This is a genomic window from Ruegeria sp. YTSC003 (assembly GCF_059609785.1).
This window is the reverse complement of the sequence record NZ_JBXWMK010000006.1, coordinates 220,596-240,191: the sequence shown is the minus strand read 5'-3', so window position 1 is coordinate 240,191 and position 19,596 is coordinate 220,596. Positions and strand designations below refer to the sequence as shown.

Here is a 19,596-nt window from a genome sequence, read left to right as displayed (position 1 = left end):
GCCATGGGCGCGCTACGTCCTGTAGGCATACTTGGCGGCATGGGCCCCGAGGCGACAATCCTCCTCCAACGCAAGTTGGTGGAGGCCGTCCCGGCGCGGGATGACAACGACCACATTCCCCTTTTGATCGATATGAATCCGCAGGTCCCGTCGCGGATTGCCCACCTGATCGAGGGGACAGGCATTGATCCAGGGGACACTCTGGCAACTATGGCGCGTCGGCTTCAAACCGCCGGGGCCAAGGCTCTGGCGATGCCCTGTAACACTGCGCACCACTATGCCGGGGCAATCACAGAAGCAGTGGACATCCCCTTGCTAAACATGGTCGAGCTGGCGGCGGATCACGCCGCACAAAAGCTTGGAACCGGAGGTTGTGTCGGCATGCTTGCCTCACCAGCGGTACGCCACACCCGACTTTTCGATACCGCTCTTTCAGAACGCGGGCTGTCTGTTGTCTGGCCTGCGAAAGACGATGCCCTGCTGGCGGCCATCCGTACGATCAAGGCCAAGGGTCCCTGCACATGTGCCCGTGACTCGGTGTTCGCAGCTTCGAAAGATCTTGTCAGCGCCGGAGCGGACCTGCAAATCATCGCCTGCTCAGAATTTTCGCTTGTTTCCGACAGTGTCGCTTGGGATGCCAACGTCAGCGATACAGTCGACCTCTTGGTCCAGGCTATCATCGAGGCGGCAACGGCCGACAGCTCCAAAGACATTGGGTAGCGAACGAATGCCTGCTTGATTCCAACCGTTCACCGGGCGCCGAATTCGCCTGCGTCGAAGCTGCATGAGCGCGTCATGGGCTCAATGTTGAAATTCTCATCTCCTCCGCAGCCCGCCGAAACAACAGCGCGTAATATGCAGTTCCGTTAAAGCAGGTCCCACAATTTGCGTGCGGTCGCATCAAAGGCGTCAGGGTTAGACAGGGCAGATATGGTTAAAGAGGTGCACCACGTATCGTCGCCAACCGGCACCAGTACTCCATCGGCAAGTTCGGTCGAAATCGCAGTTTCTGGCATCCAGGCAAATCCACTGCCTTTCAAAAGCCGCCGCTTGATCGTTTCGACCAATCCATCGACATAGATCGTCTCGGCATTCAGCATTTGCCGTTCGACTGTGTTCTCAACCACCATTCCCAGAAACGATGATCGCTCATACGCCAGATGTGGAATGGGCGGGCCGTCTGTCTTGCCAAGATCCCACCCGTTGGCCCGGGTTGTTTCAGCGGCGGCGACAGGGACAAGGCGGTCTATTAGTAGGTCTTTTTTTTCGAATGCCGCCTCATCGATCAATGGCGAGACTGAATGGTGATAGTAGCACAGCAAAACGTCGACCGCTCCTTCAACAAGAAGCTCGCAGCAAGTGCTGAGGGAATCAGACACCACACGTGTGCGCAATTCGGGGATTTGCAGCTGCAGTTCTTCAATTCGCGTTGCGAGATAATTGACCGAAATTGTGTGAAGTACCGAAAACCGGATGAACCGGCTGTCCCCGCGATCCGCATCCCGTAACAATTGACGGGTCTCGGACAGTTGTGAAATCGCAGCCAAGGCCACCGGCAGAAACTGTTCTCCGGCGTCGGTCAGACGCACAGGATAGGTGGCACGATTAACCAAAGGAAGTCCAACCCAGTTTTCCAAGGCTCTGATTCTTCGGCTGAAAGCCGATTGCGTGATGTTTCTCTCGTCCGACGCCCGGGTAAAATTCAGGGTTCGGGCAAGGCATTCAAAGTCACGGAGCCAATTCAAATCCATTGTGCGTCCCAGTCTGTCTGCTGTGGTTGACGAGTGTAATCATAACTATGCAATGTTGGAATAGTTTGATGAAATGTTCGAATTGGCCTGCGGAATTCGCTTTGCTCTAGACTTTCAAGCAGGAATCGAAGGCCCGGCCTTGCATCGGACCACTGTCCAACAGCCATGAGGAGGTAATTGCTTTCCGGTCAAAGCCATGAGTTGGAGGCACAAAGAGATCAAAAAACTGACGTCGGAACACGGCGCATCTCAACAGAGGAGACTACCATGAGAACCAAACTGAAAACACTGGGTCTGGCGGCTGCAGTCGGCGCGTTTGCGATACCTGCTCTCGCCGCCGAAGAGGTCAAAATCGGCGTGCCCTCCTGGACTGGCGCACAGGCGATTGCTCATCTTCTGGGTGCTGTGGTTGAAACGCGCATCGGTGGTCAGGTTGAATACGTACCGGGCAACAACGCGACGATTTTCCAGGCGATGGATCAGGGCAAGGGAGACATTGATGTGCACCCCGATGTCTGGCTGCCGAACCAGGAAAGTTTCACCAAGAAATACGTTGACGAAGCGGGTACCGTAACCTTGTCGTCCAACCCCTATGAAGGAAACCAGGGCTTCTGCGTTTCGCAGGACTTCGGCAATAAGATGAACATCACCGATATTGCTGATCTGGGCCGCCCGGACGTCGCCTCAGCGATGGATAGCGATGGCAACGGCAAGGGTGAGATGTGGATTGGCGCCCCCGGTTGGGCTTCGGCCAATGTCAACGAGGTTAAGACCCGTGACTATGGCCTTCTTGATTTCATCGATCCGATCCGTGCCGAAGAAAGCGTCAAGACCGCGCGCATCAAGGACAGTATCGCCAAAGGCGAAGGTTATGCTTTCTACTGCTATAAACCACACGCGGTTTGGTACATGTTCGACGTCCAGATGCTGACCGAGCCGACCTTTGATCCGGCCAAATACGTGATGGTACAGCCGTCGGATGACCCTGATTGGTACAGCAAATCCTCGGTTGCCACCAAGGACGCTCTGAAGAACGTTCAGATTGCATGGTCAAATTCGCTTGAAGATCGCTCGCCTGCGATTGCGGAATTCTTTGCCAACTTTGCTCTGACTGCTGATGACGTCAGCGGTTTCGCCTATGAAATCAGTGGCAAGGGCCGTGATCCAGCAGAGGTTGCCCGTGAGTGGGTTGAAGCCAATCCCGACCGGGTCGACGCTTGGTTGGGCCTCTGATCCGGCGTCTGTTAATCATGCCGACACCGTTGATACCATTCGGTGTCGGCTTCTTTCCCCTTTCGCTTTTGCCCCTCAAACTTTGAGATGTCTCGCATGTCCTCTGAACCTGCCGATACCGTTGTCGAAATTTCGAATGTCTGGAAGATTTTCGGCGCGAACCCTCAAGTCGCTTTGCAGGCGATCCGTGACCGAGGCCTCAGCAAGGCCGAGATTCTGGCAGAGTTAGGCGCGGTGGTTGGCGTCGCCGATGTCAGCTTGTCGGTGAACCGTGGCGAAATCTTTTGCATTATGGGGCTGTCGGGCAGTGGCAAATCCACGCTGGTCCGCCATTTCAACCGCCTTTTGGAGCCTACGGCAGGTAAAATCGAAATCGAGGGCACCGATGTCATGGCCCTTGGCCCGAAAGAGCTTCAGGAATTTCGTAACCGAAAGATCGGTATGGTGTTCCAGAACTTTGCCCTGATGCCGCACCGTTCGGTTTTGGACAATGTGGCGATGCCTCTGGAAATCCGCCAGATCGCCAAGAACGAGCGTATGCGACAGGCGGCAGCCATTCTCGATATCGTTGAGCTGGGCGCTTGGGGATCAAAATTTGCTCATGAATTATCAGGCGGCATGCAACAGCGTGTCGGCTTGGCCCGCGCCCTGGCAGCAAACCCAGATGTTCTATTGATGGACGAGCCATTTTCGGCTCTTGACCCTCTGATCCGGCGCCAGTTGCAGGACGAGTTTATTCGCCTGTCCAAAATTTTGAAAAAGACCACGATCTTCATCACCCATGATTTGGATGAAGCGGTTCGTATCGGTGACCGGATAGCAATCATGCGCGACGGCAAGATGGTGCAGATAGGCACCGCTGAAGATATCGTTATGAATCCCGCAGATGACTACGTTGCCGATTTTGTCGCCGGGATTTCGCGGCTTAAAGTCGTGCATGCCCACGCCGTAATGCAACCGCTTGAACAATATACCGCCGCCAACGGACCGGTTCACAGAGATGCTCCACGGGTCGAAGAAGGCGAAACCCTTAGCAATCTGATCAACATGGCGATTGACGACCAAAAACCCATACTCGTGCAGGACGGCGACAGGGACGTTGGCATCATCACACGCGCCGACTTGCTGCGCACCGTGATCGAAGGAACAGAAGTATCATGAGCGAGCTCAACGATCTTGGCGTCAACCCACTTGAAGACACAGAAAGCGAAGCTGCCCTTGCCTATGCCGAGGAACGCCGCGACAACATCCGTGCCTTTGTCCGCACCAGCCCGGATTACTATATACGGAATTTTGATAAGATCGGTGCCTCATCCCGCTTCACACCGACCTTCAACATTATGGCCGGATTATTCGGTCCTATCTGGTTCGGCGCGCGTGGATTGTGGAGCTGGGCGCTGCCGTTCCTGATCATTGAAACCCTGGGCTTTGTTCAGATCGCGCGTGGTTTGTTTGGGGAACTGGCCGCCGACGCCATGCAGCGTATAGCATCCATTGAAGGCACACTTGAGCTGCGCCGCAAACAGCTTGCCGCAGCAATCGAAAGCGGCTCGGACAAGATCGACGTCTATCAGCGCACGGTCGAATCCCTTGAACAAAACATCGGTGGCATTCGGGCCGAAGCCGATGCGCTTGCCGCCCAAGGCCCTATGATCGTTCTAACCGGGATCGTGATCTTGTTGCTGGTTAAAGCAGTGCAATCCATAGTGGCCAATTGGGCGCTTGAGGCGCGGTTTTCCGATTGGCTGTCGGATCGTTCGATCCGGTCGGCAATGCCAATCACTCATATTGTGTTTAGCGCGGTTTTCATGTTTCTGATCGTCACCGCCGCAATGCTGCACTACAGCTTTCCGGGCCGTTTTTCCCTGCTCAGCCATTTTCCCACCGATCCGGCAATTCGCCTGACCAGCATCCAAGGGGTCGAAGACTTCATCGCATGGTGTGTACGCAACAGCGAGGCGTTTTTCGACGGGTTGACCTTTGGCATTCGCGCGCTTCTTGACGCGCTTGAGGTTATCCTGGTTCAGACGCCGTGGATCGTGATTGCCAGCCTGATCGTGCTTTTGACATGGCTCACGGCAGGCATCCGCACGGCCATCTATTCAGGGGCTTTTCTGGCCTATATGGGGCTTTTGGGGTTTTGGGAGGGGGCGATGACAACGCTGGCCCTATTGGGTACGGCGGCCTGTCTGTCCATTGTCATAGGGATTCCCTTGGGCATGTTCGCCGCACGCCGCCCACGTTTTTACGCCTTTATCCAGCCGATCATGGATTTTATGCAGACTATGCCTGCCTTTGTCTTCATGGTCCCGGTAATCGCATTTTTTGGTGTCGGCAAACCGGCAGCGGTGGTTGTCACCATGATTTTTGGTGGCACCCCAGTAGTGCGTTTAACCGTCCTGGGCTTGCGGGGTGTGCCCGAAAGCGTGCGTGAGGCGGCAATCAGCTTTGGTGCTAACAAATGGTATCTGTTGACCAAGGTTGATCTTCCTCTGGCGTCCCCATCAATCCGCGCCGGGATCAATCAGACAATTATGCTGTCACTGGCAATGGTCGTCGTGGCTTCGTTGATCGGGGCCAAGGGATTGGGTGAAGATGTCCTAGAAGCATTGCAATATGCCAATGTCGGACAGGGTATACTCGCTGGCTTCTCGATCCTGTTCTGCGCTATGATCCTTGATCGTATCGTGCAGGGCGGGCGCAAATGACACCGGTCGTTTTTGTGCATGGCTTCATGGGCGGAAGCCGACAATGGCAGGGGCAGGCCGATTCAGCAGTCGGGCACGAGATCATCAGCTTAGATTTGCCGGGATTTGGCGAAAATGCTTGTTGGAAAGCGCTGGACAGTATTGGCGACTATGCTGAATGGGTCCTAGGCCAACTGAGCACGCGCGGCATCGGGCGTTTTAACCTGGTCGGCCATTCGATGGGCGGGATGGTCGTGCAAGAAATGGAGGCGCGCGCGCCAGAGAGAATAGGGCGATTAGTGCTCTACGGTACCGGCGCCACAGGAGTCCTTCCGGGCAGGTTCGAGACCATCGGTACATCCAAACGCCGCGCTCAATTGGACGGACCGCAGGCCACCGCCAGACGGATCGCAGCGACCTGGTTTCTAAATCGGGAATATGCCGATGGCTACAAAGACTGTGCCGCCATCGCCGAGCAATGCAGATTGCCGACCATGCTAAATGGGCTTGACGCGATGGAGAATTGGAGTGGTGTCAAGCACCTGGAGAACATCGAGGCCAGAACACTGGTAGTCTGGGGTGACCGTGATCGAACCTACTCATGGAGCCAGACCGAACAATTGTGGCAATCCATTCCCAACGCCAACCTTCTGGTTATGCCGGAATGCGCCCATGCTGCGCATCTGGAAAAGCCTTGGCTCTTTAACAGTGTATTAAAGGATTTCTTTTCGATCTGATGTGGTGTCGATGTGGACGCTGTGTGTAATCAAGCTGTCATTGACGCAATCACGGCGAAAGTCTGTTTCGTCTGCATCGAGTGTTCGACCTTTCTGGCTGTTACGCCTGCAGCCAATGTTCGGTTTGACCGGCCGCAGCGCGTCGTGGGTTTGGTGTGGCAAAGGTATGAAAAGGGCCGCATGTTCAACAGTGCGAAGCGTCTGGAAAATTTACGAAGGTTAGATACGGCATTTAGTGTTAAGGCGCTCGCTTCAACACAGTCCTTTGCTTCCGCCTAACAGTTGCGTGAGATTTCGGGTCTGGGTTTAAGAAAACTTTGCTCTCTTAGCTGTCTCAACTCAATACTGAAACAAGTAGCTTTTCGGCGGAGATTTAATTGCGATTTAGTGTAGGCATTGCGGTGTCAATTCTGGTGGCTGTGTCTATCGGAGTGTCGACGTTTATTGTCCATTCCCTGTGGTGGACGACAGCGCGCGACAATAGCCGCATGCTTGCGGCAGAAATAAACGGCCAGATCGCAAACACTGTCCGTATCGAGGTGGGCGTGACACTCAGGTCGGCCGAAGCCGCCTGGGCGGCCGTTCGTACGATCTTTGTTCAGAACGTCATCGCGACGCGACAGGCCGACAAGCGGGAGTTTGTTTTTCTGTCACAATTGCAGGCGCAGCCGAATATTTCATGGATGTTCTTCGGCTGGCCTGACGGGAATTTTTTCGCGTCACATCGCCTGGGTGACGGCGGGCTTGAGATGATTGAAATCGATGAGGGAATCCGCGACCGAATGCTGCGGAAAGACCGCTACATCTTCATTCCCGGTGACATACAGTTCGAAGAGCGGACCTTTACCGAAACATCCTATGATCCGCGCGAACACGCCTGGTTTAAAAACTTCATGGGCCTCAATTCCTCTGGGTGGATCGAAGCGCGCGACCTTCCGGATAGTGACAGAACCGTTTACGCCTTTGCCGGTCCGATAGACGTCAATAGAGCGCGACAAGGCGTTCTGGCAGTTGCGATCGAAACGGATCGTTTGTCACGGTTTCTTGCCACGCTTGCGCCCGGCGAATTTGGCGCGGCATTTATCTTGAATGCCGATGGAAAGGTTATTGCGGTCCCCGATGCCGAAGCGGATGAGGTTACTCCGGCGCGCATGGGCGAGGGCAAGCTTTATGAAGTCGCAATGATCTCGGGCGAAAGGCTGTTGGCTGACCCACAAGCAAATGCCTCTGGTACATTGACGAAACGTGTCGTCATTGACGGCGTGCCTTATGCGGTGGCGCTGACGCCTTTGGGGTTTTACGGCTGGCGCGTTGCCACAGTCATACCTGAAGCGGCCTTTCTTTCGGGGATCGACGAGACGCTGATCAATCTGATTTACGTTTTGATCATTGTGGTAGTTGTCGCAACCGGATTAGCGATCTGGCTGATCCGCAAAGTCGTGGCAAATCCGTTGGCCCGCATCGCCGAAGACCTCGGTAAGATTGAGCGCTTTGACGTCGAACAAATTGAGCGCAGACCGTCCAAACTGTCTGAGCTTGCCAATCTTTCTGCGGCCACTGCTAGCATGGCAGCAGGTTTGTCGGCATTCCGAAAATACGTACCTACGGATCTCGTGCGCATGCTGCTTGCTGAAGGTATCAAGATACAGCCAGGCGGAGAGATGAAGCAGATCTCTGTTTTGTTCTGCGATGTCACGGGCTTCACTGGGCTGTCCGAAAAACTTGGCCCCAAGATTGCCCAACTGATGGAGCCCTTCTTCAGCGCAGCCTCGACGGCTATCGCTCACAATGGTGGGACGATCGACAAATTCATGGGTGATGCTGTGATGGCGTTTTGGGGGGCGCCGCGTACGGATGTGAACCACGCTGAAAACGCTTGCCGCGCAGCATTGGACCTTGTCGCTGCAGTGGACGCGTCCGGAATTGAAGATGATGCCGGCAATCCGTTACGTGTCAGGATCGGGCTGAACAGCGGCGAGGCTCTGGTCGGAAATATCGGATCAGAGCAGCGGTTGAACTACACCGCGATTGGCGATGTTGTGAATGTTGCCAGCCGGTTGGAAGGAGCCAACAAAGATTATGGCACGCTGATCCTCATTGGGCCGGAAACGAGACAACAGGCTGCCGGCACAATCGTGGTGCGCGAACTGGACACGCTTACCGTATTCGGACGCATTGAAGAGCTGGTGGTCTACGAACTGATAGCGATGGCAGATGGGTGTGAGGGATCATTTGCCTGGATACAGACCTATGAACAAGGCCTTGCGCACTACCGGGCAGGGCGGTTTGAAAAAGCTGTTGCTGCATTCGAGGTTGCGGACCGAACACGAAACGGAGATCCCGCCTCAGTCGCCATGATGGCCCGCGCCCAGAGCCTGTTAGACAGGCCTCCACCGGAAGACTGGCGCGCAATTACAAGTACCAAAAAATAGTAGTAGTCAGATCCGATCAAATTAAGATGTTCAAGTCCTGGGCTTTTTTGCGGAAATGATACCACCTGATTGCGCGCATGAGCGGCAGTGATTTGGGCCGCGTTCGGGAAAGTCCGACAAGCCGCGTGTTTTATGAGCTCAGCACGCCGCGGACTGCACAGTTGCTGCGAATGTCCGGAATACGGGACACGACCGCAGCATAGTTAAACTTGGCCGAGTAACCGGTATGGGCCAAAAGTGAATTACAACACGTTAATCAGCGTGCACTCGGCAATTAGACTTAAACCACCGAAAGCGCGTCATCCTCAAGCCTGGTTACGTCGACCACGACATCCTCGAAATCGGAGTCGCCCCCTCCCGTCAAGTCCTCGAAACCGATGGTCATTGACTGGCCACCCGACACGACACCCGAAAGCGCGTGTTGCTGATCGTCACTGTTCAAGGCCGCCTTTTCGGCATGAAACGTGGTCACGCCAGCAGAGTTTCCGTTCACCGTCAAAACAAAATCAAATTCGTCGTCCACGTCTGCCATGCCACCGTTGCTGGCAACAAAATTCAAGTCATCGCTGTCTGAAAGTGAATTAGCCCAATCTGCACCATCCTGAACGATGAAGAACCCTAGGCGGTTTCCGTCCGCCAAATTACTTAGCTCTACCGCGCCATTCGCTTCATTGGCGTTTTCAAACAGCAGGCGCACATTCGCGATTTCGCCGTTACTTAGAATATCATAAACGCCCAGGACATTGTTGAAGTCAGCTGTTCCGAGGTCGACCATCTGTATCCGAAAATCCGTCGCGCCATCGCCTTCGAGAAAGGATTTGTTCACGATGCCGTCGATCACGCTGCTGTCGACGCGGACCCCGGGCGCAAGGTCAGGCAGAAATTTAGCATAGCTGACCACGGTGTTTCCATCCTTGGTGATGGCAAAAAAGTCGCCGCCCGACTGCCCGCCGTCCAACGAAATCGTCAGATCCGTCCTACCGTCACCATCAACATCGAATTCAACGTTCGAATTATCGGTCAAGCGAATGTTGGACCGACTAAGCTCAACCCCTTCGATGACGAGGGACTTGCCCACTCCAAACCCGCTGATAACACTTTGATCCAGTTCTTCCGGCGTCACTCTAAGGGTATCCCCGTCGCCAAATGACAGATTCTCTTGCGAAGATGTCGAAACCGGATCTGCCGGTTCGCCCGGATCGGGAACGACCGGTATCGGATCGGAACCGCCGGCATCCGATCCTGCGCCAGTGTCCAACTGGACACTCGCCGTGGTGCGGGCAAAATTCTGGGTCACAACGACGGCAGGAATGCCACCAAATGAACCAATCTCAATCCCGATGCCGATGTATGCCAAGTTCGGATTCAGGATGTTTGCGCGGTGATTGGGGCTGTTCAAAAGCGCGTTGTGCAAATCGACGACATCGTCTGAAAACCCCGGCTCTCCGCCCTGACTTTGCCAGGCTATGTTCTCGGCAGTCGCCCAAGATCCGGACAAAACAAAACCCGCATCGCGCATACGCTGGGTGGCCGAGCTACCACCCTCACCCGTGTGCGAGAAGTTACCGGATTCCAGCATCCACTGGCTATGCTCTTCGGCCGAAGCGTTCAAGCGGAGTTCCAGTTGCACAGAATCAAGGCCACGCGATGCACGTTCTGCATTGATCAAATTAAGCATTTCACGCTCAAGCGTGCTGGCTTGCGACATCGTCCATCCCCTGATTCAGCGCAATCGTCGAAGCAAACTCGTTCAGATTTCCACAAACTGCAGTCGAAAAAACGCGCGCAAGCCTTAAACGGCAGAGTTTCGCTCGACGGGGTAGTGCGAACGGCGATATTTTGCGGAACGCGCGTCCGTTGGATGCAGAAGGTTCCCACGTTTACATTGATAGCTGCCCACGAAAGGCGGCTTAGATCAGGCGATCGATGCGGCGATGGTGCCGGGAATGGGGATAATGGTTGGCGATCCCGGAAGGACTCGAACCCTCAACCTGCTGATTAGAAGTCAGCTGCTCTATCCAGTTGAGCTACGGGACCGCTGGGCCCTTCTTGCTGTTTTTACTTCCGGGGTTCAAGAGCCAAGCGCATAAAGGCGCTGTTTGGGTCGCTTTCATATCCAAAAATCGGACCGCAATAGGAATACCCAAGCCGTTCATACAGCTTACGGGCGGCCGCGTATTCCGGCAGATGTTCCGCACCTGTTTCCAGAACCAAAGCCACCATCCCTTGGATACGGGCCTCATCTGTCAGGTGGTTCATCATCCGACGCGCCAGACCGCGTCCACGCGCCTGCAAAGCGATGTGAACAGATTTCACCTCGGCCGTTCCGTCAGGTAACGCCTTTAACGCTCCGCAGCCGACGGGCTGTCCGTCGTCAAACATGGCCCAGAACCTGATGCCCTCGGCAGCCAGAGCCTGTGCATCCATGGTATGGTTGCTTTCCGCAGGTCCGGCAGTTTCGCCATGGGCGAAATGCGCCTCGATCAATGGGCGCAGCGCGTCCGAGGTCGGGTCGGCCTCATGGATTTCGATCATTCAGTGGGTCCAAGGCGCGCGCCGATCGGTGGCGAAATTCTCACCATAGCCGCGCGAACGCAGGTTGGGTTTGCGTTTGTGCGGTTCGCTAACCTGGACTTCGATGCCATTGTCTTTGGCATAATCCAGGGCCTCTTCTTTGGTGTCGAACTTCAGGCGCACTTGAGTTTGCGTATCGTCGGAAGATGTCCAGCCCATCAGCGGATCAACCTCACGCGACGACGCGGGCGCGTATTCCAGAACCCACTTGCAGGTCTTGGCCATCCCCGAAGTCATTGCGTTCCTGGCAGGCTTGTAAATCCGTGCGCGCATGTCGCCTCTCCGTCCTCAATTGGCTGAGATTATTTATGCGTCAGAGCGTGCGCTGGGACAAGAACGGAATTGTCGCGGCCGCGCACGTTCTGATGTCAAAAACTGTCATCAGCGCCCTGTATTGATCGCGCAACCCCACAAAGAGGACAGCAACATGATCCACTACGAAAAAAGCCTGGAAATCGACGCCCGGCCCGAATCCGTTTGGGCCATTCTAAGCCGTTTCATGCATATCGACGAATTCGCGCCACAAGTCGCCTCGGTGGATGCGCTGACGACTGGGCAAAACGGCGTCGGGTCGAAACGGCGTTGCCACTTTGAAAACGGCACCTCGCTGGTCGAGGAAGTGACCGATTGGCAAGTCAACAAAGGCTATCGCGTACGCTTGTCAGAGATGCCGGCGATGCCTTTGACCCAAGCACATGCGGCCATCACCATCGAACCCCTCGCGAATGGCCATTCGCGAGTCGTCTGGAGCATGGATTACCAGATGAAATATGGCCTGCTGGGCTGGCTGATGGGTCAAACGCTGATGAAGGCGATGATGGGCCGGGTTCTGGAGAGCAATCTGAAAGCGCTGGCCGACAAGGTGCAATCGGTTCAAATCCCCGATGCACAGTATGCCTATTACTGAAACTGAGTTTCTGAACCGGATCAGGCCTTGCAGTTGGACAAAATAAGAACAAATGTAAGGGCCTGACCCGGAGCCTGCCTATGCCCTATGCCCATTCCGACAAGACACAGCTGACCGCTGATGACGTTCGCGCGCGCCTGAAACTCGAAGGCGGCAAGCAGTTCGTCATGCATACCGAGTTCGCGCCTGCTGGTGATCAGCCAACTGCGATCAAGGAACTGACCAGCGGTATCTTTGACGGCGAAAGAGAACAGGTTCTGCTGGGCGCGACGGGGACCGGTAAGACGTTCACTATGGCCAAAGTGATCGAAGAAACCCAACGCCCTGCGATCATCCTTGCGCCCAACAAGACGCTGGCGGCCCAGCTTTATGGCGAATTCAAAGGCTTCTTCCCGGAAAACTCGGTCGAATACTTCGTCTCTTACTACGACTATTACCAGCCCGAGGCCTATGTCGCGCGGTCGGATACCTATATCGAGAAAGAATCCCAGATCAACGAACAGATCGACCGGATGCGCCACTCGGCCACCCGCGCGCTGCTGGAACGCGATGACGTGATCATCGTGGCCTCGGTCTCGTGCATCTACGGTATCGGCTCGGTCGAAACTTACGGGGCGATGACGCAGGACCTGAAGGTCGGCAACGAATACGACCAGCGCCAGATCATGGCCGATTTGGTGGCTCAGCAATACCGCCGTAACGATCAGGCGTTTCAGCGCGGCTCGTTCCGCGTGCGCGGCGATTCATTGGAAATCTGGCCTGCCCACCTTGAGGATCGCGCCTGGAAGTTCTCGTTCTTCGGCGAGGAGCTGGAAACCATTACGGAATTCGACCCGCTGACCGGCGAACGTGCTGCGTCGATGGAGCAGGTGCGCGTCTATGCGAACTCGCACTACGTGACGCCGAAACCGACGATGAACCAGGCGATCATTGGGATCAAAAAGGAACTGCGCATCCGGCTGGATCAGCTGGTGGGCGAGGGCAAGCTGCTGGAGGCCCAACGTCTGGAACAGCGCACCAACTTCGATCTGGAAATGCTTGAGGCCACTGGCGTCTGCAACGGGATCGAAAACTACTCGCGCTATCTGACCGGCCGCGCACCGGGTGAGCCGCCCCCGACGCTGTTCGAATTCATCCCCGACAATGCCATCGTCTTCGCCGACGAATCCCACGTCTCCGTGCCGCAGATCGGCGGCATGTATCGGGGCGACTATCGGCGCAAGTTCACGCTGGCCGAACACGGCTTCCGCCTACCGTCCTGCATGGACAACCGCCCCCTCAAGTTCGAGGAATGGGACGCCATGCGCCCGCAATCTGTCTTCGTTTCCGCCACGCCTGCGAAGTGGGAGATCGAACAGACCGGCGGTGTCTTCACCGAACAGGTGATCCGCCCAACAGGCCTGTTGGACCCCGAGGTCGAAATCCGCCCTGTCGGCATGCAGGTCGACGACCTACTGGACGAGGTGCGCAAGGTCGCCGCCGATGGCTATCGCACGCTGGTCACCACCCTGACCAAACGCATGGCCGAGGATCTGACCGAATACATGCACGAACAGGGCATCAAGGTCCGCTACATGCACTCGGATATCGACACGCTGGAACGTATCGAAATCCTGCGCGACCTGCGTCTGGGGGCGTTCGACGTGCTGATCGGCATCAACCTGCTGCGCGAGGGGCTCGATATCCCCGAATGCGGGCTGGTCGCCATTCTGGACGCGGACAAGGAAGGCTTCCTGCGATCCGAAACCTCACTGGTTCAAACCATCGGTCGCGCCGCGCGGAACGCCGATGGCCGTGTGATCATGTATGCCGACAAGGTCACCGGCAGTATGGAGCGCGCCCTGAACGAAACCAACCGCCGCCGCGCAAGACAGATCGCCTATAACGAGGAAAACGGCATCACGCCTGCGACGGTGAAGAAAAATGTCGAGGACGTTCTGGCCGGTCTCTATCAGGGCGACGTCGACATGAACCGCGTCACCGCCACCATCGACAAACCGATGCACGGCGCGAATCTCGAGGCCCATCTGGACGGGTTGCGCGACCAGATGCGCAAAGCCGCCGAGAACCTTGAATTCGAAGAGGCTGCCAACATCCGGGATGAAATCAAACGTCTGGAAGCGGTCGACCTCGCCGTCGCCGACGACCCCATGGCGCGCCAATGGGCGGTCGAGAAAGCCTCGGAGGACGCGGTGAAATCGCGCGGACGGTCAACGGCTGGCAGGCCGGGGCAGCGGGGTGGGAATGTGAAGCGGCGGAAGCAGTAGCCCTAAAGCGAACAAATTGTGAGCTGTTTAATCGAAACATTTAACTAAAAGTTGTTCGATCTCATGGGTGCTATAGTCGCCATCTGCCTGTTTTTTCTTCTCGCGCTCAGCATAGGCATAACAACAATTTGGGTATGGCTCAGTGTTTTTACCGGGAAGCGAGAACCGACAATCGTTCGATCCATTTTTTTGCTGGCATCTGCGTTTTCAATTACTGCAATACTGTGCTTTGGCAACCCGATAGGCGATCCATTTTCGCACCTACTGACACTGTTTTTGTGGCCCTTCGTCTGGTTTTATGCGCTTCCAGATCTCGTTGCCGCAAACCTTAACTACTTTTTGGTGGGCGCCCTAGTAGTCTTGATGGCAACACTGGTTCTCGCATTCATGACCGCAAGGATTACACGAGTTTTGGTCACTTTTGCAGGTTCTATCTTGGCCGTTTTTGTACCCGCCTCAATTGAGAACTCAATTGTGAAAGAGCGAATGGCGTCACAAGCAAAAGAAGCCGACTTACTAGGCTTCGAGCAATACTCTTTTTTTCGATCCGCCAGAGAAGGTTATTCGGACAACAGAAATCCCCATGGTTACGCATGTGATTCTAGCGACTGGCCCTATCTTTGGAGCTATAGGCAGCGGGACTGGGTTTCGTTGCCGCCTGACTCTCGGTTTGGTCGGGGCAATCCTGAATTGGCCAGGTTCTACTGCAAGCAAAGCCGACGCAATTTAGTGGATAGTTCTTAAGGCAACCGTGGACCGAGCTTCCGATACATCCATCGCGCTCCCCCACGCTTCAAACTTGCAGCCCAGCGCGCATTCCTCCACGTTTGAAATCACAAATTGTGATTCCAATCGGTTGCCATGACGAAACCCAAAAATCTGCCCAGCACGCATGAGGTCCAAAGCGCCATTCACCGGGTGCGCGGCACCCGCGTGGTGCTGGCCGAGGATCTGGCGCAGTTCTACGAAAAATCCGTCAGCGCCTTCAATCAGGCCGTGTCGCGTAACAAGGACCTATTCGAGGGGTATCGCTTTCAGCTGACCGATGCCGAGGTCGCCGATTTGCAATCACAGAATGTGATCTCAAAACCCAAAGGCCGTGGTGGGCGACGGGTCAATCCGTGGGTCTATACGGATTACGGCGTGGCCATCGCATCCGCCCTGTTCAAGGACCCGCGCGCGATCAAGATCACGCGGATGATCACCGAAGCCTTCGTCGACGGCGCAAATGCTCTGGCCGAGACCCCGCGCAGCGTGCCGGAAATTCTGCCGCCCGAGGACGCCCCCGCCCCGCTGCTGCCCAATGGCGATCAGCTGCGCGATCTGGCCGAAAACATCCTCGATTCCGGGCAACAGAGCCTTGTCGACTATATCGCCAACCCCACCACCAAGCGTCAACAAGCGGTGGCGATGATCATGAAAACTCTGGCTGAGACCGCAGGCGAAGAGGTGCGCACCCAGCAAGAACGCCTGCGCCTGCGCATTGCCGAGCGTCTGGCCACCGGTGACTACACGGATGACGGCGACCGAAAACAACTGCTGGAATTGCTGCAGGCGATGAAGGGCTAAACACCCAATTCCGCCCGCAATTTCTTGGTCAGCTTCGCCACGACCAACTCGTAGGACGTCACGATATGCTCGCGCAGCGACGCATCGCTCATTCCGCGTTCGTCATAGACCTGCAGCCATTTCATGCCCCGCGACGCCAGATAGGGCGCTGGGCGGATGCCGTGTTCGCTGCCCAGCACCTCAAAAGCCAGATCGGTTGCTTTGAAAGTGAAAGCATCCTTGCCGTCGTTCCAGCCACAGAGCGCAAAAACCTTGCCGCCTACTTTCCATACATCCGCATTACCCCATTGCACCACATGGCTGGTGGCTTTGAGGTTGGCACAAAAGCTGTTGAATTCATCGCGGGTCATCAGCCCAATTTTGGCGATTGGGTGTGGTTTGGCAAGCGCTGGGCGAGGTTTTATCCCTTGTCCCAGTGGACCACGACGTCATACCCCGCAGGCGATGGTGGGCCTTCCAGAAACTCGGCGAAATGACCCCAAAGCTTGGCCACTTTGGATGCGTTGGCGTTTGATGTTTCCTCGCTTTGGACAACTGCGACGACAAATCCAGTGCCGTCTTCATTCATGACATTGGTAAAGCTGTGCATGCCTTCCATGCCCATAATCTGGTCTTTCAATTCATTCATTTTGGCCTCGGCAGCATCCCGCATGCCAGGCTTCATTTTGAACTGCGTAATACGTGCAAACATGACTTTCCTCCCTTTCAGGGCGAAATCCCCCACTGACGGCCGAAGCGGCGCGTCACGCGCACTATAGCATAGATTCGAATGTTTCGGATCGAGGTGATCAGGGCCGGACGAACTTGGCCGAACCCACCTGCCGTTGAGGCGCCGTCGCAGCCGGTTGAGGGTCCGCAGCCGGTTGGGGGATTGCGAACTGAGGAGCCGTCGCCCCGCAGGCCACACCATCTCCATCCGTATCGTTGCGCGTGTGGTATCCCGGCTCACCGTCCCAGTACGGCCCCGGCACCAAGGCTTCGGCGGCCTGGCAGCCAGCCAAGGCCACCAGATGCAACAGGGCATCGGGGCCTTCGAATTCTGATGTCCGCAAAAAAACACCCACCGCGATCGCCGCAGTGGTCGCGGGCAACATAAGGATCATGATAATAATACGAAAAGGCGACAGCGCCCGTCTGCGCTGCGCATCCGCGCGCCGATGTCGCGCTGCGGCTCTTGAGTTTTTCTTATTCGAGCCTTGCTCGGAATCATTGAGCGCCATACCGGACACCTAACCCGGATTTGTGGCAAAACCGAGACCCGAATGTCCCTCTCGCGTATAGGTCGCTATGCGGATAATGTTGCATCCGGATGTACCCCCAAGGCTAAAATACCGATGACCAAAACCGACCCGTATCGCCCGGTTGATGAAACAGCCTGCCAAATGGCCCGCGACCTGATCGAAAACGCGACGTTCGGCGCGCTGGCCGTGTTGCACCCTGATACGGCGTTACCTTCTGTGTCGCGCGTAGCCCTTGCAACGGATGATCGAGCGCGGCCGGTCACGTTGATCTCAACCCTGGCCGACCATACCCGGGCACTGACCACCAATCCGGCCTGTGCGCTGTTGATTGGTGAGCCCGGTGATACAGGCGATCCGTTGACGCACCCAAGGCTGACGCTGCATGCCAACGCGCAGCTCGTCGCCAGAAAGACAGAGAAACACGCCGCGCTGCGCGCCCGGTATCTGAGCCTGAGGCCCAAAGCCAAGCTTTATGCGGACTTCACCGATTTCGGGTTTGTCACGTTCACCATTTCCGATGCCGTTTTGAACGGCGGCTTTGGCAAGGCATGGCGCCTTGCCCCAACCGATATCTGGACCGATCAGCGCACCACATGAACGGCGCAGGCCGCATGGCGCACCACATGGTTGGTCGTAGAACCCAGCAACAAATCCTGCATCCCGGGACGGTGAGACGCCATGATGATCAGGTCGGGCTTATGTTCGACCGCCCAATCAAGAATTGTCCGGCCCGAATGACCCTCGACCAGAACACCATTGGCGTTGGGCAGTTTTTCGGCAAGCGCGTCCAGTTCCATCTGCAGCGCCTTGCGTGCCTCGGCCAGATACTCTGGCGGCATGTAGGAAATGGCGTAACTCGGGATGTGTTCGACCACGTGCAGCAACGTGACCTGCGCATCCGATGTCGCCAGTATTTCGGCCAGCTTCAACGGCCCCGAGATATCCCTTTCGGCATCAAAGGAAATGGGGACAAGAATATTGTGATACATGACGCGCACCTCCGTTTTCACGCCTGAATCCTGCACCATCTCAGGCTGTTAGGCATTGATTCAGATCAGGCTCCACCAAAAGTCCCGGCCACCTCATACATCACCGGCTCAAAACTTTTGCACAGCTCGTTAATCTGCCGATTGCGGTTTCGCATTTCCGTGGTGCGCAGCATGGCCAGAAAATCCTCGCGGCGTTCCCATTGCGAATAGTTCGCGATCCGCGTCTGCGCGTCATTCACGTGCAGTCCCGCAGCGACAAATCCGGGCTGTTTCGAGATGAATTCCGCATAAGCGTCCGTCAGAGCTTCCAGCAAGTCCTGGCAGGTGCCGGGCGTCATCTCAAAGGTCGTGATAACTGTCTGGACGCTGGCGTCTTTGGCAATCTTCGGCATCTGGATTCTCCTCTATCTGTTTCAAACTTAACATAGGTTTTGAAAAGGTCTTGTGTTTCCTTTGTCATTCAGCGGCATAGAATTCCTGCAGAATTCGGCCAAATCCTAACGATCCGTTAACCATGCTGGCGGATGCTGCGCGCATGCGCCAGGTTTCAATCCTTCTGATTTTGTTGTTGGCAGCCTCACCAGCCTGGTCTGGCGCTTGGTTGCGGGACAAGGGCGCAGCTTTTGTATCGACTGCCGTAACGGCGTTTAAGGAACCGGATTACGGATACGACTACAAAGGGTCATTTTATGCCGAGTACGGGTTGCGGGAGAAGCTAACGCTTGGCCTGGACGTTGAAGAGCACCGCGACATTTATGGGCATGCTCTGGTGTTTGCCCGCTTGCCTGTCGCCGAATTCGAAAAGTCAGGGCGCTTTGCTGCCGAGATTGCAATCGGTGCCCATCATCGCCAGATGCGAGCCTGGGCCTTGTACAAAGCCACGCTCTCGTACGGCAAGGGGTTTCAGACCGGCTGGGGCAATGGCTGGATCGCCATTGACGCTGCACTGGAATTTCGAACGCATGATGCGGTATATCGCAAGTTGGACCTTACTGCAGGCCTGTCATCCCCGCGCCTTATTAACCCCCTGCTGCAGATCGAAACCGCGTACCAAAGCGACCACCCCCTGCACTGGAGGATCAAGCCCTCAATCATGATCCGCACCAAGGACAGCCCCACCACATGGGTTCTGGGCTTGGAACGCAATGATGCCCGCAAGAATACGGGCATCAGGCTGGCTATCTGGAATACATTCTAAGACGCCCGTGA

21 protein-coding genes and 1 tRNA gene are annotated in these 19,596 nt (G+C 55.8%); 12 read left to right on the top strand and 10 right to left on the bottom strand.

From position 1 onward, the window contains the following. Positions 1-3 precede the first annotated feature (3 nt). A complete protein-coding gene (cuyB, locus tag AC2FFH_RS13595; RefSeq protein ID WP_496844595.1) occupies positions 4-720 on the top strand; it encodes a cysteate racemase in 717 nt (238 codons plus the stop codon). Positions 721-866: 146 nt separating this feature from the next. Here cuyB and AC2FFH_RS13590 read toward each other — a convergent pair whose 3' ends face one another. Then, positions 867-1,751 (bottom strand): LysR family transcriptional regulator, encoded by an 885-nt coding sequence (locus tag AC2FFH_RS13590; RefSeq protein ID WP_496844594.1) that lies wholly within the window; start codon positions 1,749-1,751, stop codon positions 867-869. A gap of 267 nt (positions 1,752-2,018) precedes the next feature. Between AC2FFH_RS13590 and AC2FFH_RS13585 the strand changes: the two genes are divergently transcribed. From AC2FFH_RS13585 to AC2FFH_RS13565, 5 genes are all read left to right on the top strand, one after another. After that, positions 2,019-2,984: an ABC transporter substrate-binding protein gene (locus tag AC2FFH_RS13585; protein ID WP_496767362.1), complete on the top strand. Its 966-nt coding sequence runs from the start codon at positions 2,019-2,021 to the stop codon at positions 2,982-2,984. Positions 2,985-3,080: 96 nt separating this feature from the next. Continuing rightward, on the top strand, positions 3,081-4,145 hold the full coding sequence (locus AC2FFH_RS13580) for a quaternary amine ABC transporter ATP-binding protein (RefSeq protein ID WP_496767364.1): 1,065 nt from the start codon (positions 3,081-3,083) through the stop codon (positions 4,143-4,145). Next, entirely contained in the window at positions 4,142-5,692 is a 1,551-nt protein-coding gene (locus tag AC2FFH_RS13575; RefSeq protein ID WP_496767366.1) for an ABC transporter permease subunit, read from the top strand. The genes AC2FFH_RS13580 and AC2FFH_RS13575 overlap by 4 nt, the downstream gene beginning before the upstream one ends. Next, positions 5,689-6,408 carry an alpha/beta fold hydrolase gene (locus tag AC2FFH_RS13570; protein WP_496725917.1) on the top strand — a complete coding sequence of 240 codons (720 nt, stop codon included), beginning with the start codon at positions 5,689-5,691 and terminating at the stop codon, positions 6,406-6,408. The genes AC2FFH_RS13575 and AC2FFH_RS13570 overlap by 4 nt, the downstream gene beginning before the upstream one ends. A gap of 377 nt (positions 6,409-6,785) precedes the next feature. Further along, a complete protein-coding gene (locus AC2FFH_RS13565) occupies positions 6,786-8,840 on the top strand; it encodes an adenylate/guanylate cyclase domain-containing protein (RefSeq protein ID WP_496767367.1) in 2,055 nt (684 codons plus the stop codon). 280 nt (positions 8,841-9,120) lie between these two features. Here the strand turns inward: AC2FFH_RS13565 and AC2FFH_RS13560 are convergent, their stop codons facing one another. The 4 genes from AC2FFH_RS13560 to AC2FFH_RS13545 all read right to left on the bottom strand — a co-directional run bounded on the left by AC2FFH_RS13560 (position 9,121) and on the right by AC2FFH_RS13545 (position 11,687). Further along, positions 9,121-10,548 carry a CAP domain-containing protein gene (locus AC2FFH_RS13560; protein WP_496767370.1) on the bottom strand — a complete coding sequence of 476 codons (1,428 nt, stop codon included), beginning with the start codon at positions 10,546-10,548 and terminating at the stop codon, positions 9,121-9,123. 252 nt (positions 10,549-10,800) lie between these two features. Further along, positions 10,801-10,877: transfer RNA gene (locus AC2FFH_RS13555), tRNA-Arg, on the bottom strand. 21 nt (positions 10,878-10,898) lie between these two features. Beyond that, complete coding sequence (locus AC2FFH_RS13550; protein WP_496767372.1) at positions 10,899-11,375, bottom strand: GNAT family N-acetyltransferase; 477 nt, start codon at positions 11,373-11,375, stop codon at positions 10,899-10,901. After that, positions 11,376-11,687, bottom strand: coding sequence for an ETC complex I subunit (locus tag AC2FFH_RS13545; RefSeq protein WP_496844593.1), 312 nt, complete (start codon positions 11,685-11,687; stop codon positions 11,376-11,378). Between the two features lie 154 nt (positions 11,688-11,841). On the opposite strand from AC2FFH_RS13545, the gene AC2FFH_RS13540 reads away from it, so the two are divergent. The 4 genes from AC2FFH_RS13540 to AC2FFH_RS13525 all read left to right on the top strand — a co-directional run bounded on the left by AC2FFH_RS13540 (position 11,842) and on the right by AC2FFH_RS13525 (position 16,157). Further along, the gene (locus AC2FFH_RS13540) at positions 11,842-12,321 is read left to right on the top strand and encodes an SRPBCC family protein (RefSeq protein ID WP_496767374.1); all 480 of its coding nucleotides are present in this window, start codon (positions 11,842-11,844) and stop codon (positions 12,319-12,321) included. An 80-nt stretch (positions 12,322-12,401) separates the two neighbouring features. Continuing rightward, complete coding sequence (uvrB, locus tag AC2FFH_RS13535) at positions 12,402-14,588, top strand: excinuclease ABC subunit UvrB (protein ID WP_496767376.1); 2,187 nt, start codon at positions 12,402-12,404, stop codon at positions 14,586-14,588. 51 nt (positions 14,589-14,639) lie between these two features. Further along, complete coding sequence (locus AC2FFH_RS13530; protein WP_496844592.1) at positions 14,640-15,332, top strand: hypothetical protein; 693 nt, start codon at positions 14,640-14,642, stop codon at positions 15,330-15,332. Between the two features lie 117 nt (positions 15,333-15,449). After that, positions 15,450-16,157, top strand: coding sequence for an ORF6N domain-containing protein (locus AC2FFH_RS13525; RefSeq protein WP_496844591.1), 708 nt, complete (start codon positions 15,450-15,452; stop codon positions 16,155-16,157). On the opposite strand, the gene AC2FFH_RS13520 is transcribed toward AC2FFH_RS13525, so the two are convergent. The 3 genes from AC2FFH_RS13520 to AC2FFH_RS13510 all read right to left on the bottom strand — a co-directional run bounded on the left by AC2FFH_RS13520 (position 16,154) and on the right by AC2FFH_RS13510 (position 17,377). After that, positions 16,154-16,507, bottom strand: coding sequence for an MmcQ/YjbR family DNA-binding protein (locus AC2FFH_RS13520; RefSeq protein ID WP_496844590.1), 354 nt, complete (start codon positions 16,505-16,507; stop codon positions 16,154-16,156). The two genes, AC2FFH_RS13525 and AC2FFH_RS13520, sit on opposite strands and share 4 nt — an antisense overlap. Before the next feature lie 50 nt (positions 16,508-16,557). Further along, on the bottom strand, positions 16,558-16,848 hold the full coding sequence (locus tag AC2FFH_RS13515) for an antibiotic biosynthesis monooxygenase family protein (protein WP_170414756.1): 291 nt from the start codon (positions 16,846-16,848) through the stop codon (positions 16,558-16,560). 97 nt (positions 16,849-16,945) lie between these two features. Beyond that, positions 16,946-17,377, bottom strand: coding sequence for an excalibur calcium-binding domain-containing protein (locus AC2FFH_RS13510; RefSeq protein ID WP_496767385.1), 432 nt, complete (start codon positions 17,375-17,377; stop codon positions 16,946-16,948). 114 nt (positions 17,378-17,491) lie between these two features. Here AC2FFH_RS13510 and AC2FFH_RS13505 point away from each other — a divergent pair, with 114 nt between their 5' ends. After that, positions 17,492-17,995: a HugZ family pyridoxamine 5'-phosphate oxidase gene (locus tag AC2FFH_RS13505; RefSeq protein ID WP_496844589.1), complete on the top strand. Its 504-nt coding sequence runs from the start codon at positions 17,492-17,494 to the stop codon at positions 17,993-17,995. Here the strand turns inward: AC2FFH_RS13505 and AC2FFH_RS13500 are convergent. After that, positions 17,980-18,387, bottom strand: a complete 408-nt coding sequence (locus AC2FFH_RS13500) for a universal stress protein (protein WP_496725906.1) — start codon at positions 18,385-18,387, stop codon at positions 17,980-17,982. The two genes, AC2FFH_RS13505 and AC2FFH_RS13500, sit on opposite strands and share 16 nt — an antisense overlap. 65 nt (positions 18,388-18,452) lie before the next feature. Further along, positions 18,453-18,779, bottom strand: coding sequence for an antibiotic biosynthesis monooxygenase family protein (locus tag AC2FFH_RS13495; protein ID WP_058278712.1), 327 nt, complete (start codon positions 18,777-18,779; stop codon positions 18,453-18,455). A gap of 122 nt (positions 18,780-18,901) precedes the next feature. Here AC2FFH_RS13495 and AC2FFH_RS13490 point away from each other — a divergent pair, with 122 nt between their 5' ends. After that, positions 18,902-19,585 (top strand): hypothetical protein, encoded by a 684-nt coding sequence (locus AC2FFH_RS13490; protein ID WP_496767389.1) that lies wholly within the window; start codon positions 18,902-18,904, stop codon positions 19,583-19,585. The last annotated feature ends 11 nt before the right edge of the window (positions 19,586-19,596 follow it).

Coding starts and splice junctions, on each gene's coding strand:
- cuyB (WP_496844595.1), top strand. CDS start 4: ATGGGCGCGCTACGTCCTGTAGGCATACTTGGCGGCATGGGCCCCGAG.
- AC2FFH_RS13590 (WP_496844594.1), bottom strand. CDS start 1,751: ATGGATTTGAATTGGCTCCGTGACTTTGAATGCCTTGCCCGAACCCTG.
- AC2FFH_RS13585 (WP_496767362.1), top strand. CDS start 2,019: ATGAGAACCAAACTGAAAACACTGGGTCTGGCGGCTGCAGTCGGCGCG.
- AC2FFH_RS13580 (WP_496767364.1), top strand. CDS start 3,081: ATGTCCTCTGAACCTGCCGATACCGTTGTCGAAATTTCGAATGTCTGG.
- AC2FFH_RS13575 (WP_496767366.1), top strand. CDS start 4,142: ATGAGCGAGCTCAACGATCTTGGCGTCAACCCACTTGAAGACACAGAA.
- AC2FFH_RS13570 (WP_496725917.1), top strand. CDS start 5,689: ATGACACCGGTCGTTTTTGTGCATGGCTTCATGGGCGGAAGCCGACAA.
- AC2FFH_RS13560 (WP_496767370.1), bottom strand. CDS start 10,548: ATGTCGCAAGCCAGCACGCTTGAGCGTGAAATGCTTAATTTGATCAAT.
- AC2FFH_RS13550 (WP_496767372.1), bottom strand. CDS start 11,375: ATGATCGAAATCCATGAGGCCGACCCGACCTCGGACGCGCTGCGCCCA.
- AC2FFH_RS13545 (WP_496844593.1), bottom strand. CDS start 11,687: ATGCGCGCACGGATTTACAAGCCTGCCAGGAACGCAATGACTTCGGGG.
- AC2FFH_RS13540 (WP_496767374.1), top strand. CDS start 11,842: ATGATCCACTACGAAAAAAGCCTGGAAATCGACGCCCGGCCCGAATCC.
- uvrB (WP_496767376.1), top strand. CDS start 12,402: ATGCCCTATGCCCATTCCGACAAGACACAGCTGACCGCTGATGACGTT.
- AC2FFH_RS13525 (WP_496844591.1), top strand. CDS start 15,450: ATGACGAAACCCAAAAATCTGCCCAGCACGCATGAGGTCCAAAGCGCC.
- AC2FFH_RS13520 (WP_496844590.1), bottom strand. CDS start 16,507: ATGACCCGCGATGAATTCAACAGCTTTTGTGCCAACCTCAAAGCCACC.
- AC2FFH_RS13515 (WP_170414756.1), bottom strand. CDS start 16,848: ATGTTTGCACGTATTACGCAGTTCAAAATGAAGCCTGGCATGCGGGAT.
- AC2FFH_RS13510 (WP_496767385.1), bottom strand. CDS start 17,377: ATGGCGCTCAATGATTCCGAGCAAGGCTCGAATAAGAAAAACTCAAGA.
- AC2FFH_RS13505 (WP_496844589.1), top strand. CDS start 17,492: ATGACCAAAACCGACCCGTATCGCCCGGTTGATGAAACAGCCTGCCAA.
- AC2FFH_RS13500 (WP_496725906.1), bottom strand. CDS start 18,387: ATGTATCACAATATTCTTGTCCCCATTTCCTTTGATGCCGAAAGGGAT.
- AC2FFH_RS13495 (WP_058278712.1), bottom strand. CDS start 18,779: ATGCCGAAGATTGCCAAAGACGCCAGCGTCCAGACAGTTATCACGACC.
- AC2FFH_RS13490 (WP_496767389.1), top strand. CDS start 18,902: ATGCTGGCGGATGCTGCGCGCATGCGCCAGGTTTCAATCCTTCTGATT.